The organism is Pseudomonas sp. C2.3V (assembly GCF_058536325.1).
Window position 1 is genome coordinate 69771 of record NZ_JBZUBN010000003.1, and the last position, 14143, is coordinate 83913.

Sequence of the window (14143 nt, forward strand, 5' to 3'; positions counted from 1 at the left end):
ACCTCGGAACGCTAAGTGTGAGGTCTGCAAGCGTAAACCCAAGAGGGACACGGCTATGGTCGTGGTTGATACCCGCGCGGGTACCAACCACGGGGTTTGGCTATAAAAAAATAAAATATTTTCAGGCGAGAGCTGCTGTGAGGGTAAATTCTGCCTTTTCTGGCAGCTGGATCAGCGATCCGAATCGTAGGTTGCAGTCCCCTCGCCTACCTCGATCCACTGCTCCTCGGGCATACCGGGTTTGCAGATCGACAGGCTGACCGACTGGCCATCGGCAGGCTCAGCCGGAAGGATAGCGGCATGTCGAAACGGGGTGTAATCCGGCGGACGCATGTAGGAGTTGGCACTTCGGTGAAACTCCCAGATGCCGTGCTTGCCGGCATTGCCAACCGATTTTTCCAGTGTATAGGTCACACCACTTTGCAGACGCACGATGAGCATTGGCGCGTTCCTTAAAAAGCAGAGTGTACTGAGTTAGTCTGCATACAGGGATAATTGATCAACGGCCACGTTTTGATTGGTGCTATAGCAAAAGGCTTACACGACGACAGGAAAAGCAGCTCTTTCTCCAGCAGCGGCAGATCACTAATCTATGCGCATTGGATGGAGCGCAGGACGCGCTCAGTCAGGTCAAGGATGATGACCAGGCCAGGATGGCAGCTTGATACGGACATTGAGCACGGTCAGCAAAAACCCGCTTCGGCGGGTTTTTTGTGTGCGCTGGAAATGGCTCCTAAGTGCTGTACAAGCGGTGAGCTTTAGGGCGGGCAGGATGCCAACAGTGCATAAATCGCCTGAGCGAGGCGTGCCGGATCAGCCTCCTCAAATTTCCACACCTTGCCCTTTTTGCTACGCACCTCCGTTAAATAGCCCCAGCGTGGCATGCCATATTCATCCGTGATTTCCCGAGGTCTGGAAACCCTGATCTCTCATTCCGCACAAAGGAGCGTGTTGCCACGATCAAGGGCTATGCGAATAGCCTCGGGACTCAGGTCAACGCAACGCACAGCCCGGCCATGCTCAAAGGTGGCCTCGTAGATATAAGCCAGATCACCAACGGCATCAAAGAGAGGCGAATGCCGAGCATCTTGCCCCGTCTTTCGGCAATGCCTTGCCAGCCTCTCAAGCGCGCTGACAGCGCTATACACCGCTGCACTGCATGCTTTTTCAGCATCGCTCCCAGCCGCTGGGCAAGCATGAATTGAAAAGACTAGCCTGTGCTGTGCACAGGCTATTGCGGCTGCCAGCAAGAGCTCGAAATACCCTTTCCCGTTGGCTTGAGTTATCACCTTAAACCTCCCAATCGGACCTCACTAGAATCAAATAAAAGGAATGTCTTCCAGGGCACCCTCCAAAGCTTCCCGCGCCTCTGCAATTGCTTTCAGGGATGCGTACTCAAGCTCATCGAGCGAGACGCCGTTAAGTCCTGACGCATACAGGAGTACCTCGGCATCCGAGGCCGACATTCCTTCAGCGACCCGATGCACCTCGCAGGCCACTTCGTACTCCCACTGCTCCGCAATATGAGAGGTACCGGCTCGCTTTTCGATGGCGTGATACAGATCGAAGGCATCGATATAGCGGCCCGCCTCATAGACCGGCACCTGCCCTGCCAGTACCCGCAGCCGTATCGAATCCAGCCCACGAAGACGCGCCAGAAAGAAGGCACTCCAGGTCTGAAGGTTCAAGTGGTATTCCGCGAGCCAGATACGATCGGAAATGTTCGTCAGGGTGGTGGATTGCATGGACGTGACCTCGCGCATCTCAAGGGGTGTACTACCAACGTCTCACGGGTTTTCAGGGATGCAAGTGCAAGTGGTCAAAAAGAGCCACAAACAAAAAGCGGTAGCTCCAGGGCTACCGCTTAAAGGAGAGGGCGTTAAAGGGAGGGTTAGAACAGGCTCAGTCCGTTGGAGATGAACTGCATGGTGGCCGGCATGGCCGCGATGTGCGAGAGGGTGGAGCCCATGATCGATTCCACGACCGTAGGCGCGTTGTACAGGCCCATGCCCATGGCAAGGCCCACGGCAAAGGTCATCAGCGACTGGCGAACAACGCCAACGCACGCACCGACCAGAATGATACCGATGGCAATGATCCGGCCCAGCGTTCCCTGCGTCCAGTCCACCAGCGTTTGCCACACATCCTCAAACTCGGCACCGCCCGTACCGGCCATGGCCGCTTCCGGTACAACCATCATTGCGCCCATCGCACCCATGACCGCTGCGGTGGTCAGTGCTCGTCCTGTTACTTTGCTGCGTACCTGAGTGGCCTTGGTTTTCAATGCGCTTACTACATCAACCAGCTGGAAGTTCTTGGTCATTGCAATCGCTCCGTACGTTTAGTTTCGTTCGAGATCCCCGGTTTTTGTTCGGTACCGTGACTGCTGGTACTGTTGGTACTGCTGGTGTTGCTGGTGTTGCTCCCACTGCTTACCGGCGAGAGTGCCTTGAGCCTCGGGGCGGCTGTCGGCGCCTCTTCGCCAATAACCCATCTACGCGGCTGAATCTCCGTGTAGATATATCCACTCACCACCAGATCACCGGTGTCGTCCTCCCAGGGTGCGAGCCAGACCCGCATCACCTGCGCGGGGGTTCGTACCGGAACCGGCTGATCCGGCAGACGCGGTGACACAAAGGTGCTCACCACGTCCTGCGGGTTCTCGCTGCGGCCGGAGAGTTTTTGCTCCCGGCTTTCTGCGTGTCCCTCCTGTTTGCCTTCCCTGCCCTCCCCTGACGGGTCCATGGGCAAGGGCACATTTCCATCGTCGGTCGCGCTGTAGATATCGCGACTCGACTTGCACAACGCATCGCCCGGCATACCCGGACAGCTGTAGTCGTTCTCGCCTACCTGCATCCATGAGCAACCGCTCAGGAACGCTGTCATCACCGCAACTGGAACGAATCCTAACTTGATCATTTCGGTACCTATCCTCGTGGTTGGTACCCGCGCGGGCACCTAAATGAAGATTTATTTTGCGCAAGGCTCTTTTCAGGCCGGTTCCCGATAAACGGTACTAGCGACGCTCACGTGGGTTACGCTTCTTGACCTGCGAGAACTTGAGCTCCGCCCCTTTGCTCAGTACCAGCTCGATCTGGCGTCCGGCATCCACCTCGATGACCGGAAAGATGTTTTCCGCCATGTCGATGTAGAACTGGGCAATACGCTCAAGCGCACTGGATGCGCCGCTGGCCGCCGCTCCTTGAACCATGTCGGGGGAATAGTTCTGCTGGTACTGCTTGGTCGAGCCAACGTTTCCGGTTTGCAGTACCGGGATGGGGCTGACGTTAAAGGCTTCGGCTGCACCAGAGGCCAGACCGGCGAGCAGCGAGCGCGCCACGATCGAGCCCTGCTTGGAGACCAGACGGCCACGAATACCGGCCTTGCCATCCTCCCCGACTGCATAGGCATCCAGCGCCGCTTCCACCACCTGGCCGTCGTTGCGTACGCAGGAGATCCGCTCGCCGCGAAGGTACGCGCGCTCGGACGACAGGTCGCCAAAGCCGCTGATAATGGCGTGACAGTCCCGGATGTCGGCCTTGAACCGGTTGGGCAGGATGGCGTCGTACTGCACCCGCACCATGGCCGGGAAGGGATCGCGCCGTGCGCCCTGTGACGTCGGGGCGTCCATGCCGTTGATCAGCGCGACCGTCACGATCGACGCAGGCGGCAGATATACCGATTCCTCATCGGCTGCCTTGGGCTTGGCTGCTTCGTCCTCCTTTTCCTGATAGGTCCGGATCTGCATGGGTTCGGGTGCCTTTTGCTGGCGCTCGCCACGACCGGTGCTGCGAATCTCCGGCCCCTGCCCATCCGGTCCGGTGGCTACAGCCGGATTGCGGCTAAAGGCTTCACGGACAGGATTAGGGTCGGCCTTGCTGCGCTCGGGTACATAGCGTTCGCGTGAAGCGGTCTTGCGTCCCTCCTGCGTACCTGCCTCACCCGGTGCCTGTGCAAAGTAGTTTGGGGCTGCCCCGCCAACGCCACTGCTGCGGATCTCGTCCACCTGTGACTGAAGCCCGCCTACCGCCGCCTTGATCTTTTCATCAATCAGGCCGGGGCGGTTGCTGGCTTCCATTTCGCGCGAGAGCACGTCCAGCTTGCGCGACAGGTCGTCCTTGTCCTTGTCAAACTTCTGCAGCTGCGCCACCAGCGAGTCGAGGGTGATGTCCTTGAGGTTCTGGTCGGTAAGGCCAGTCGTGACAGGCTTGTCCGGTACGGTGTTCTTGGGAGTGCGCTCGCCTTCCCCGGCAAAGATGGATATCACCACCCCCATGACGAGCACGCCTGCACCAACCATAACTATGCGTCGATATCTGGGATTCACGTTATCCCAGCGCGCTTTAACCGTAGTGAGCGTATTCATACTTACTGCCCTCCGGAAAGCAGCGATGGCCGTGGCGTGGTGCGCGTGCGATCCGGCGCATTACGCATGATCACGAACACTTCGGTGCGCTCCTGCGGGGTCAGGATGTTGCGTGGATAGGCCGCGACGGCCGCCACATCCCAGTTGCCACACGCCGCTTCCTTGAACTCGACCGGCTGTGAGGAGGTGTTCTTGGCTACCCCGATAAAGACCTTGAGGTTATGCCCCAGCATCTGCTGGCCACGGGAGAAGTCGAAGGCCAGTCCATTCTGTACGCAGCGCGGCAGGTCATAGGTGTTGTTTCCCACCGGCTTCATGGAATAGCCACTAGGCGTCTGCCCCAGCGCCAGGTCGCGCATGACCTCCTTGATCGTGGCGACATAGGGCTGGCTGGTCTCCCACTTCTCGGCCTCTTCGCTGGCCTGCGGCAGGCGCATGCCGGAAAGACCCTGCTCATCCAGCTCAAAGGAGACCTCACGCGCCGGGATGGTTTGCGGAATCAGCGTAATGGACAGGGCAACGCCGGGATTGCCCTTGTCGTTGATAAACAGGGTCACCGGGGCTTCATCCGAGGAGGCCACATAGACGATATTGTTAAGAATCTCGGTCGTAGCACTGGAGGTAGTCTTGACCTCGGGTTTGCCAAAAGGCGTCACTATTCGGTTGAGCTGATAGCGGGCGATGGGCACCAGCACGTTTTCACCGGACTTGAGCCGGATATGCGAGGCATGGTTCAGCTCCATGCTGGCGGGATTGGTAGGGGTCTGGCCGCTACGCGCCTGCGACAGCGTGATGGGCCGCGGTACGCCTTCGGTCATTACGCTGCGACTGACCGAGGGAATCTCGGGGGTTGTGCTTCGAACCGAGGACGGATGCACCGGCGCCTGTACGGAAATGGCCGGGCCGCCCCCCTCGGCGTGGTTGGCCGGAATAACCGGAATATCGATACCGGCTGCCTGCGTCTGCTGCATGCTGCCCAGGGCAAGGGCCAGCGCTGTCATGAAAGGGATAGGTTTCACAGGTGGCTCCTCTATTTACCGGCTTTGCTGGCGCGCTCAGCCGCACGCTCGGCGGCCTTGCTCTGCTTTTCCAGCACATCAAGCGTGTGGGGGCGGTCGGCGTAGGTCGTCATGAACGTGACGACAGGCAGGTAGTTGTCGATCTTGATCCTGAACTCGTAGGTGCGGCGGTCACGGCGCGTCTCGCCGTTGGGGCTGATCACCGAACTGTTACCAAACACAAAGACCTTGCCGGACGCGCGCTCGAACACCACGTTGCGCGGCTCGAAGGTCATGCTGATGCGGTCCTTTCGGATGATCTCGGCCTGAGACTGGATCGCTTCCATGGCTTCCTGAAAGATTCGGGGCGACAGCAGCGGCTCAAGGCGCTCACGCACAAACTGCACATTACCCGGCGTGATGTTGCCCATCAGGAGCGACAGAAACATGCCCCAGGCCTCGTGATAGGACTGGCCCGCTTCGTCAGCCGTAACAAAGGCTTCCTGCTTGAGGGTATAGGGCTGAAGCACCACAACCGGCCTCTTGAACACCAGCATGCCCAGTGTTAGCGCAAGACAAGCCACCAGACCCACAACGGCGTAGCGGGAGTACTTGTTTTCCAGCAATGCCCAGTTCCACTTGCTCAGCATGGCGTTCATCTTCACGGCAGTACCCTCTGAATAAAGGGATTGAGCAGCGTTTTCGAACGGGCCGGGATCGCACCAAACCAGTAGGCGATATGGACAAGGTAGCCATCGGCATGACCGTCCTTGTACTTCTGGTAGAGAAACGTCACGGCATAACCGATAGCACCGCACAGGAGCGCCTTGCCGATGGCCATGCCAAAGAGCAGGCCAACGCCCAGAGGCACCAGCTCATCAAGACTCCAGATCAGAACATGCAGCGGATCGTCACAGCGCGTAGGGATGTTTATGGCTTTCACAGTAGAGCCCTCAGTCTGTTACCAGGTCAGGGCTTATTGTGAAGTAAGAGGTAGACGGGCTATGGTCGTGGTTGGTACCCGCGCGGGTATCAACCACGAGGTTTGGGTATAAATAATTCTAAAATTTTTAGGCGCGGCTCTGAAAAAATACTCTTTCACGTATTGGAGGATGATGCTCGTACATCTTCAAATCTGCTTTTGCAGGTTGCCGACAAACACGCCCATCATCACGCACACAAACATCATGACAATCGGCAGGATCGCCGGGTTGATGGCAATGGGGCTGATAAAGGCAATCAGCACCGCCTGCGCGGCAACCGAGGCACTGAGCATGCCGTAGCGGTTCCACACCGGAGAGGCATAATCGTAGTTGGTCTGCTTGACCCTGCGCCGCATGAACCCGTCCCAGATGGCCGGGATCAGCAGCAGCGCCATATAGGGGAGCCAGATCGACAACAGCGCCAGCCGCGCGCAGATCTGGTAGACCATGTGCATCAGCGCATTGAGGCGGTCTTCCATCCACGAGAAGAGAAAATCGCCCATGCGCTCCATGCCCCGGCTGCGAGCGGCTTCCTCTTCACTGGGTATCATCAGGCGATGCAGCGCCGGATAGACGCCGGTTTCAAACACGGCGCCCTTGTACCAGTTCATGGCCTTGGTGTTGACGTAGGCCTGCGATTCCTCGCCCAGGTGGCTACGCACCATGGCCGACTCCTCCCGAATCACCCGTTCGGTCCAGTCGCCCGGAATAAAGACCGTAACCAGCAACAGCTCAATAGCGACGAGGAAGAGTGTCAGCCACAATGGCGTCTTCATATTTGGTACCCGTCAGTATGTCGAGATAGCGATCATGCAGGAGGCTGATCAGCAGACGCCGTGCCTCGGTGATTTCAGCTTGCGTAAGCGGCGTGGCAGTCAGCGGGTCATCGGCATTAAGCACTTCACAGGCAGTCCTGTCAGAAAGCAGGTTCCACGAATGACCGGACCTGTCCGAAAGGGTCACGCCCAGGAGTTTTACGGTAGTGGATATGATCGTATTGACGATGACTGCGAGCCGATAATAATTATTAAGTTTGCCATCGCCGTTTACATTGAGTACGGCGGCGGTATATTCGGTCATGGTTTTGTCTACAACCGACCAGATAACCGGACGGTTCTGGTGCAGGATTCCCTCGCCAATATGGTTATAGACATTTTCCATGTAGGCGTTGATGCGTGCCCAGTCAATATCAAGTATTTCCCAGTAATGAATATGCTTATTCAGTGAAGTAATGGCCCTGAATCTTCGATTGAATCCCAGTGGCTTGATTATAAGATTTACTTCCGGGTTTAAGGTGTAGTAGTTGGAATTATTCATAGGTCCGTCCAGGGCTGCCACTCATATGAGATCGGGATACTTCCCTTGATAACGATTTGGCTTGTTTAATAGAGAATAGGAAGAGCATTAGCCACGATGGGTTCTTCATATCGCGTATCCGTCAGGATTCCGCGATAGCGCTCATGCAGAAGGTTTAACAGCCGGCGCCTGGCCTCAGTTATCTGGCTGGCAGACAAGGGCGTGGCAGAGAGCCTCTGGTCGGGCTCAAGAACTTCACAGGCGGTTTTTTCAGAGAAAAGATTCCATGCGTTTCCTGATGTATCACTTATGGTGACATCAAGAAGTTTGACCGTACTGGATATAATGTTATTGATAATAGTTGCGAATCGGTAGAAGTCATTCAACTTGCCATCGCCATTGACGTTCTGAACAGCAGCGGCATATTCAGCCATGGCCTTGTCAACCACAGACCAGATTATCGGGCGGTTCTGGTGCAGGATACCTTCACCAATAGTGTGATAGATATCTTCCATATAATCTTTTGCACAAGGCCAGTCTATTTCCAGAATATTCCAGTAATGGTGGTGTTTTTCAAGCGAGCGTATTGCCCTGAATCTGCGGTTGAATCCATGCTGCTGAACGATCAGGTTTACTTCAGGATTTAAAGTGTAGTAACTGAAATTATTCATGTCTTTGTCCAGGGCTCAACTAATGTAGAATCGGGATTCTTCCCTTGATTACTTTTCCGCCAGATAACTTCGCAAAATATTCCAGATTCGGTAGCATGGTTAAAAGTTGGTAATCAAGCAGAGGCACCAACTCCTCCATAAGTCGCTCACCCTGTCCACCGCCATGAAGTAACGGGTCCTCTCCCCCGGAATTCATGTTTTGAGACCGTACTACATATTTGATACGGGTTTCGGGGATATCCTTTACAAACTGTTCCTGTGTTTCAGCATCTTTTAAGCGCAGTGCAATGGTATTGTTAACATTGCCCAGTACTTGTTGCGCCTTGTGCTCACTGCCAAGTCGCGCACAGAAATCCGCATAAGTTTGGGTAGCCACATATAATGTCAATTTGGCTCCCCGGCCCTTGTTCAACAGCATGATAAAGGGCTCATTGATAACTTCGGCCGCCTCGTCAACAAACACATTTACTGGACGGTTATCCACCCCAAAGTTATAGCGATCACCGGCAACAGCAGTCAGGTCCGAAAGTAGAATAGAACCAATGGCTGACGCAACCATGTTATCAGTAAGAGAATCCAGCCCAATATAGGTAATTGCGCCCTCATTTATTAATAAGGCGCTATCGGTTATAGGCCTGTCATCGGTAGGGTCTTCAGGGTCAGGCGAAAGAAGTGGGCCAAGATCGCCCGAGGTCAGCATGTTCAGGACGGGCAGGAGCGTTGCGACCATCTTGGAGAAGTGCGCGCTGTCATGCTCAAACATGTTGAGCAGCCCTTCCAGTTCTGAACTGGCCCGTACCGGTTGAATGACCTGCTTATAAAACGCATTGGCCATCATTGCCTTTTTGCGGATTGGCAGGGGCTCCAGCCATTTATCAAACAGGGCCACCATCATGGACTCCCAGTCCTCACCCAGTGCCTGCCGGGCATAGGCCGAGACGGTACTGATCACAAGGCTGTCCACGCCGCCTTCAAGGTACCGGCGCAACAGCTTGAGCGTAGGGCGCTTGTCGATGAGGTACAGGCCCTGACAGACGTTGTTAAGCGCCTGCCAGCCAAAGCTCTTGAACGGGTCCGAACCGGTCTCGGAAGGAATCAGGGCGGCGATGCGCGAGGCAATCTCGGTCACGCGGGTAAAGTTCTGCAGCGGGTTGATGCGCATGCATTCATCCGGAAAGGCCGGGTGAAAGCTGTAGAAAGGCCGTCCCACAAATGCCGCTGCGCGACGGGCATTCTCGCGCATCTCCTTGTCACCCTTCGGGTCAATGATCAGCACGGCCTCACCGCGCAGCGCTTTCTGGCTGATAAGGAGGTCAAACAGGCGGGTCTTGCCCGCGCCGGTCGTGCCCTTGATCAGGACGTGCCCTTCGGTGTGAGCAATCGGCTGAGTGATCACGATCTCACGCGGCTCAAGCCCATGAATCCATGGCGCACCCATCTGCATCTCATCCCTGCCCTCAATACCCTTGCTGGCGCGGGGATTGACGATCTCGGACAGGTTGCGCTTGAGGATCTCGTATACCAGCTGGCAGTGTCGGTTCTCCCAGTAAAAGCCCTTGCCCAGCCATAACTGATCAGGATTTTTTCGGATGGCCTTGTTCAGCCCCTCAAGGGTGATGAATTCGAGTTTCTTGCCCTGCAGGTTGCGCTTGACGTAGTGCAGGCGGATCGCCGCCGGCAGGCGACTGATGGCCATGATCGAGCAGATGCCACTCATCCAGTACACCGGCTCGGGTGGCATGTCGGTGACCTGATTGACCAGGTAGGCAACCGAAGACGCGGCGACCCAGCCCATGCAGGCCATGAATTCATAATTGGGCCGAAAGGGCATCTCATAACGATCATTCATGGCTGCCCTCCCGCTCAGGCGCCTTGGGTCTCACGTAAATGAAGTACCTGTCGACTTCCAGGTCATAGCGGGCCGTTTTTTTCCTGATGATGTAGCGCAGCGCCTTTTCCAGATCCTTGCGTCTGATGTTGGGGTAGTCGGCGCTGACCATATCCAGGCACGCTATACCGGCAGCAATCCCCTTTTTCGTCTTGCGAAGGGTGTCGGGTAGCCAGCGACCATAACCTCTCATGATCATCTCGAAGAGTTCCCCAAGGCATTGTTCTGGTGTCGCGCTGGCAACAAACTGGACATCCAGCTCTACATGCTCATGCTCATCGCATGCCTGCTCTACCTCGGACTCCGCCAGTTCATGCATGGGGTCGATCACGATCTGGACCGGCTCTGGCGCAAGCGGGGTATTAAGCGCCTCGACCGTATGCAGGTACTTGATGGGCACAGGTCTCGGCTGCTCCAGGACAATGGGGATCGGTCGCTCTGAATTTTCAGCTACTGCTGTGCTGGCGGCGCTAATGTCTACAAACCGGTCCAGTCGCAGATCCGGTACTTTCATAGTGAGCGGCTTGAAACCGTCTACCGAGCCGGGCAGTCGCGAATCGCTGTGTCTGATCTCCTCGGCCTTTGATCGCCGGTGCCGGGGCTTGCGTTGGGGAGGCGTTATGAGGGCGTGTTGGCCAGTGCTTTTTCTATCAGCCTGCCCTGACATAACCTGCTCGGTCGGACCGACATTAACCGGTAGCCTTGCCTGATCCACCGGCGCACCAAAAGGCAGGTCCATGACTTCAAAGCAGGCGTCGTCCTGATGCACCACGGGCACGACAGGCTTTAGTTCATCATCTACAAGGTCCAGCAGGCCTGGCATGGCTGGACGAGCGTCGTCAGGTACGGCGGCCTCTGTCTGCTGAGCCTTGGTTTTCGCCTTGCTGGATGTCTTGCTGCTGCGCTTGGGCTTGCGGCCGGTATCAGGTTCGAGCAGCTGGAAACCATGCATTTGCTCGACGTCCCGCTCCTGCGCCTCAATGGCTTCCACTTCCTGCTCGTAGGCGTCCAGTGGAGGCCCGGCCAGTGTTCCAAAAAAATCTGCGCCCAGGTCCATGCCAATAGCGCTTTCCGCTACGGACTCAGATTCAGTAGCCTCAGGCATAAAGGCATTATCGTCACCTGTCCCTGCTCCAGCGTTCCCCACTTTTGGCTGCGGTCCTCCTGTGACATGTTCAAGCAGCGCATCAAACTCACTGGTCGCCTTGGAAGATACCGCTGATACGTCTTCCTGCGTAGATGATGTCTCTGTCTCTAACGGGCCAGTGGCAGCCGCTTCCTCGCCTGTCTTTGCCTTTTTCTTGCGTCGGGCCGCGCCCTTGTCAGACACTCCTGCCGTCTCAAGTGATACGGATTCAGCGGCGTCATCCCTTTCTGTTGCTACAGCCGCTTGAGTAATGACCTGCTCCTTTTCAGGCGCATCGGTCAGGACACCCTCTATCGGAGCCGGTAGGCCCATGGGGAAAAAGAGGCCGGTCTCCTGAATCTTGAGCAGCGCCAGTACCGGCCCCTCCCCATTGCCGAACAGGGGCTTGATGGCCCAGTAGCGGTAGGTGATGACGGGTTCGCCAGGGCGGGTTGGCTCGATCTCACGTGCAGTTGCGACCCCACATTGAATCAGCATGTCTGCCTGAATAGCGATGTCCTTGGGAATGGCCTGAATACCGTCCTCGTTCAGGCGGTCCACCACATCACGTGACGCCGCCTTCCAGTTGATGAACAGGCCTTCCCTGAACACATACACCATTGCGCCGGGTTCATTGATCTTCCAGCGCCCGGACTTGATCATCCGGCGAGTCCCCTCCACCAGGTAGCGCTCAACCGAGGGCATAAAGGCCTGAGAGCCATCCCCACCGCCGTTGAGCTTCAAGTCCAATGTGACACTGGCCTGATCTGCCTTGAGGACCACGTGGGCAATCTTGGACTGCACGGCGTAGCCACCAATGGCTTCGTCGATCTGGTCCAGCATCTCCATGGTGTTATCCGGCGTCAGAAAGGTCCGCGTCTGCTTGGGAATCAGAAGACGCGCAATTCCCGGTCCATGAAAGGCATGCCGGTTATGCAGCCGATCCTCGCGCCACGACACAAAGTAGCGCTGGACCTTGTTGTCCCGCGCCCAGGGCACCAACCGGTAACCGTACTCCTGAAGGGCAAAGTTCCAGAGCAGGCCCGTGTCGCTGGTGATCTTCATGTCACAGACCGGCTTGCCGACGTCATGCAGCAGACCCGCAAGGGCAGTTGCCACACGCCAGACCTTTTCCCGGTTACGCCGCTCACGAGGCGTGGCGTCCGCGTCATAGATGACCGCCCCGCTCATGCGCGCTGCATGAAAGGCCACTTCAAGGCCGTGGCGCAACAGGCCGCCGCGCCCCTTGTGGTGGTGATCCTGCGAGGCCGGCAGCAGATGCACAAACTCGGCATAGCGCACCAGGACCGGATCGATAACCGTCCTGAACTCCTGCTCGGAGAGCCCCAGCGACTGCTTGAGGCGCGCTATCTGGGTGCGATGCCCCGCCAGCAGCCTGCGCGGCTCGACTATCTCGCAGCCTTCGGGGAAGGGTGGATAGCGCGTACCGGGATCGGCCTCAAAATCGGGCAGATAGATGTTCTCGACAAAATACAGCGGGGCACTGGAGCCATCGGCTGGATTTCTCTTCTGCCTTCCTAAAAGACCACGCAAAAAACTGAACATGACGCGCTGCGACTCCAGTCAATCGATCCTGAAAGCTATCGTCGCAGATTTTTTTGCTACCAAACCTCGTGGTTGATACCCGCGCGGGTACCAACCACGAGGAATAGCCACATATTTTTGTTCGTAGACTGTTCCCACCTCACCACGGAGCAGTTCACATGAAGGCTTACCTCGCTACTGACGGCTGTGTTCACCTTGTTTTGAAGACGCAGGCCGAGATCGATGCACTCTGGTCCATTGCCAGTCACATCGGCGGAACTACCCAGACCCTGCGGGCAGTGTTTTGTGACGGCACAACGGCTGAGCCGGGCCTTCAGGACGCCCTGCTGCCCTTTGCCTCAAAGCATGAAACCGATACCCCCAACCTCCAGCCGGGCGATCCCAGCGCGGTGCTGGAAAACCAATACGGCCAATATCTGGACGGCACCCTGTTCTTTCGGCCGCTCGCGCGGCGCAGGGGCAGCCATGTTTAAGATCATTCTTTCCCTTGCCCTGGCCACCGCTGCCCTGTCCGGCTGCATGGGCCTGCAAGCCAGGCTGCACCCACTTCCTGAGATACCGGGCGAGCCCTCGCGCGAATGGGTAGAGATGAACCTGCCCGAGTTCAAGCGCATCGCTGAGCAATACCCGACCGAGGAAAACCGGGCCGCGCTTAACCGTCTGGAGATGTATGCGGCCTACTACAAGGAGCTGACCTTACGCGCCTCACGGGTGGACCGCTCGCTGTCACTGGCATGGATCAACACCGGCCGCGCCGGTGCCGCCATGCGCCAGCCCGCCTACGTCCATTCGCTGGGCGGTGACTTCAACACCGAGACCCGCAATGGCGCGGCGCTCGATCCACGGCGCGGCATCGTCTACGACCCTGCCCGTGCCCGGACGCCCTCCGTACCCATGGTGCCGGTAGTACACACCCAGACCTTTGCGGCACGCCCAGACCGGGCGCGTGGCTACTCCATCTACGAGACCTCTCGCTGGGTACGTTACTGCGACAACGGCAAGGGCATGAACGAAGCCGACTGGCAATTTGTGACCGATGAAGGCCAGCAGCTGGGCATTCCGGACTACCTCACCGGACGGTGCCGCGCGCCCGCCTATGACTACAACAGCTATCTGGCGGCATGGCGGGGCTTTTGTAGTCGATCAGACCTCTCGGCGCCGACCCGCGCCATCGTGAAAAACAGTGTGCGGCCCAAATCCATTGGCGGCTGCGCGGCCCTGAACATCCACTGATCCTGACGGAGCCGGA

15 protein-coding genes are annotated in these 14143 nt (G+C 57.2%); 2 read left to right on the plus strand and 13 right to left on the minus strand.

All coding sequences use genetic code 11. The annotated features are described in order from the left end of the window. Window positions 1–171: 171 nt before the first annotated feature. From AC4LF3_RS23325 to mobH, 13 genes are all read right to left on the minus strand, one after another. Window positions 172–441 carry a hypothetical protein gene (locus AC4LF3_RS23325; RefSeq protein ID WP_125890181.1) on the minus strand — a complete coding sequence of 90 codons (270 nt, stop codon included), beginning with the start codon at window positions 439–441 and terminating at the stop codon, window positions 172–174. Window positions 442–1319: 878 nt separating this feature from the next. Beyond that, on the minus strand, window positions 1320–1745 hold the full coding sequence (locus AC4LF3_RS23330) for a hypothetical protein (RefSeq protein ID WP_232235678.1): 426 nt from the start codon (window positions 1743–1745) through the stop codon (window positions 1320–1322). A 146-nt stretch (window positions 1746–1891) separates the two neighbouring features. Then, window positions 1892–2323, minus strand: a complete 432-nt coding sequence (gene traA, locus AC4LF3_RS23335; protein ID WP_232235679.1) for a TraA family conjugative transfer protein — start codon at window positions 2321–2323, stop codon at window positions 1892–1894. After that, window positions 2320–2919 (minus strand): type IV conjugative transfer system lipoprotein TraV, encoded by a 600-nt coding sequence (traV, locus tag AC4LF3_RS23340; protein ID WP_197873358.1) that lies wholly within the window; start codon window positions 2917–2919, stop codon window positions 2320–2322. Before traV ends, traA begins: the two co-directional genes overlap by 4 nt. A 97-nt stretch (window positions 2920–3016) precedes the next feature. Continuing rightward, window positions 3017–4366, minus strand: a complete 1350-nt coding sequence (locus AC4LF3_RS23345; RefSeq protein WP_219653488.1) for a TraB/TrbI/VirB10 family type IV secretion system protein — start codon at window positions 4364–4366, stop codon at window positions 3017–3019. 2 nt (window positions 4367–4368) lie between these two features. Next, complete coding sequence (locus tag AC4LF3_RS23350) at window positions 4369–5385, minus strand: TraK domain-containing protein (protein WP_197873359.1); 1017 nt, start codon at window positions 5383–5385, stop codon at window positions 4369–4371. Window positions 5386–5396: 11 nt separating this feature from the next. Further along, window positions 5397–6023, minus strand: coding sequence for a type IV conjugative transfer system protein TraE (locus AC4LF3_RS23355; protein ID WP_230382308.1), 627 nt, complete (start codon window positions 6021–6023; stop codon window positions 5397–5399). 2 nt (window positions 6024–6025) lie between these two features. After that, on the minus strand, window positions 6026–6307 hold the full coding sequence (gene traL, locus AC4LF3_RS23360) for a type IV conjugative transfer system protein TraL (protein WP_125890224.1): 282 nt from the start codon (window positions 6305–6307) through the stop codon (window positions 6026–6028). Window positions 6308–6493: 186 nt separating this feature from the next. Beyond that, window positions 6494–7123, minus strand: coding sequence for an IncC plasmid conjugative DNA transfer DtrJ family protein (locus tag AC4LF3_RS23365; protein WP_125913184.1), 630 nt, complete (start codon window positions 7121–7123; stop codon window positions 6494–6496). Next, the gene (locus AC4LF3_RS23370) at window positions 7080–7664 is read right to left on the minus strand and encodes a hypothetical protein (RefSeq protein ID WP_010799356.1); all 585 of its coding nucleotides are present in this window, start codon (window positions 7662–7664) and stop codon (window positions 7080–7082) included. The genes AC4LF3_RS23365 and AC4LF3_RS23370 overlap by 44 nt, the downstream gene beginning before the upstream one ends. A gap of 65 nt (window positions 7665–7729) precedes the next feature. Next, window positions 7730–8314 (minus strand): hypothetical protein, encoded by a 585-nt coding sequence (locus tag AC4LF3_RS23375; protein ID WP_019365470.1) that lies wholly within the window; start codon window positions 8312–8314, stop codon window positions 7730–7732. 19 nt (window positions 8315–8333) lie between these two features. Beyond that, entirely contained in the window at window positions 8334–10163 is a 1830-nt protein-coding gene (gene traD / locus AC4LF3_RS23380) for a conjugative transfer system coupling protein TraD (RefSeq protein WP_125913183.1), read from the minus strand. Further along, window positions 10156–12894, minus strand: coding sequence for a MobH family relaxase (mobH, locus tag AC4LF3_RS23385; protein ID WP_125913182.1), 2739 nt, complete (start codon window positions 12892–12894; stop codon window positions 10156–10158). The genes traD and mobH overlap by 8 nt, the downstream gene beginning before the upstream one ends. Window positions 12895–13052: 158 nt before the next feature. Between mobH and AC4LF3_RS23390 the strand changes: the two genes are divergently transcribed. Both AC4LF3_RS23390 and AC4LF3_RS23395 read left to right on the plus strand, forming a co-directional pair. After that, on the plus strand, window positions 13053–13367 hold the full coding sequence (locus tag AC4LF3_RS23390; RefSeq protein WP_010799353.1) for a hypothetical protein: 315 nt from the start codon (window positions 13053–13055) through the stop codon (window positions 13365–13367). Next, on the plus strand, window positions 13360–14127 hold the full coding sequence (locus AC4LF3_RS23395; RefSeq protein ID WP_125913181.1) for a hypothetical protein: 768 nt from the start codon (window positions 13360–13362) through the stop codon (window positions 14125–14127). The genes AC4LF3_RS23390 and AC4LF3_RS23395 overlap by 8 nt, the downstream gene beginning before the upstream one ends. Window positions 14128–14143 lie beyond the last annotated feature (16 nt).

Coding starts and splice junctions, on each gene's coding strand:
- traV (WP_197873358.1), bottom strand. CDS start 2,919: ATGATCAAGTTAGGATTCGTTCCAGTTGCGGTGATGACAGCGTTCCTG.
- AC4LF3_RS23390 (WP_010799353.1), top strand. CDS start 13,053: ATGAAGGCTTACCTCGCTACTGACGGCTGTGTTCACCTTGTTTTGAAG.
- AC4LF3_RS23375 (WP_019365470.1), bottom strand. CDS start 8,314: ATGAATAATTTCAGTTACTACACTTTAAATCCTGAAGTAAACCTGATC.
- AC4LF3_RS23330 (WP_232235678.1), bottom strand. CDS start 1,745: ATGCAATCCACCACCCTGACGAACATTTCCGATCGTATCTGGCTCGCG.
- AC4LF3_RS23365 (WP_125913184.1), bottom strand. CDS start 7,123: ATGAAGACGCCATTGTGGCTGACACTCTTCCTCGTCGCTATTGAGCTG.
- AC4LF3_RS23370 (WP_010799356.1), bottom strand. CDS start 7,664: ATGAATAATTCCAACTACTACACCTTAAACCCGGAAGTAAATCTTATA.
- AC4LF3_RS23325 (WP_125890181.1), bottom strand. CDS start 441: ATGCTCATCGTGCGTCTGCAAAGTGGTGTGACCTATACACTGGAAAAA.
- AC4LF3_RS23355 (WP_230382308.1), bottom strand. CDS start 6,023: ATGAACGCCATGCTGAGCAAGTGGAACTGGGCATTGCTGGAAAACAAG.
- traA (WP_232235679.1), bottom strand. CDS start 2,323: ATGACCAAGAACTTCCAGCTGGTTGATGTAGTAAGCGCATTGAAAACC.
- traD (WP_125913183.1), bottom strand. CDS start 10,163: ATGAATGATCGTTATGAGATGCCCTTTCGGCCCAATTATGAATTCATG.
- mobH (WP_125913182.1), bottom strand. CDS start 12,894: ATGTTCAGTTTTTTGCGTGGTCTTTTAGGAAGGCAGAAGAGAAATCCA.
- AC4LF3_RS23345 (WP_219653488.1), bottom strand. CDS start 4,366: ATGAATACGCTCACTACGGTTAAAGCGCGCTGGGATAACGTGAATCCC.
- AC4LF3_RS23395 (WP_125913181.1), top strand. CDS start 13,360: ATGTTTAAGATCATTCTTTCCCTTGCCCTGGCCACCGCTGCCCTGTCC.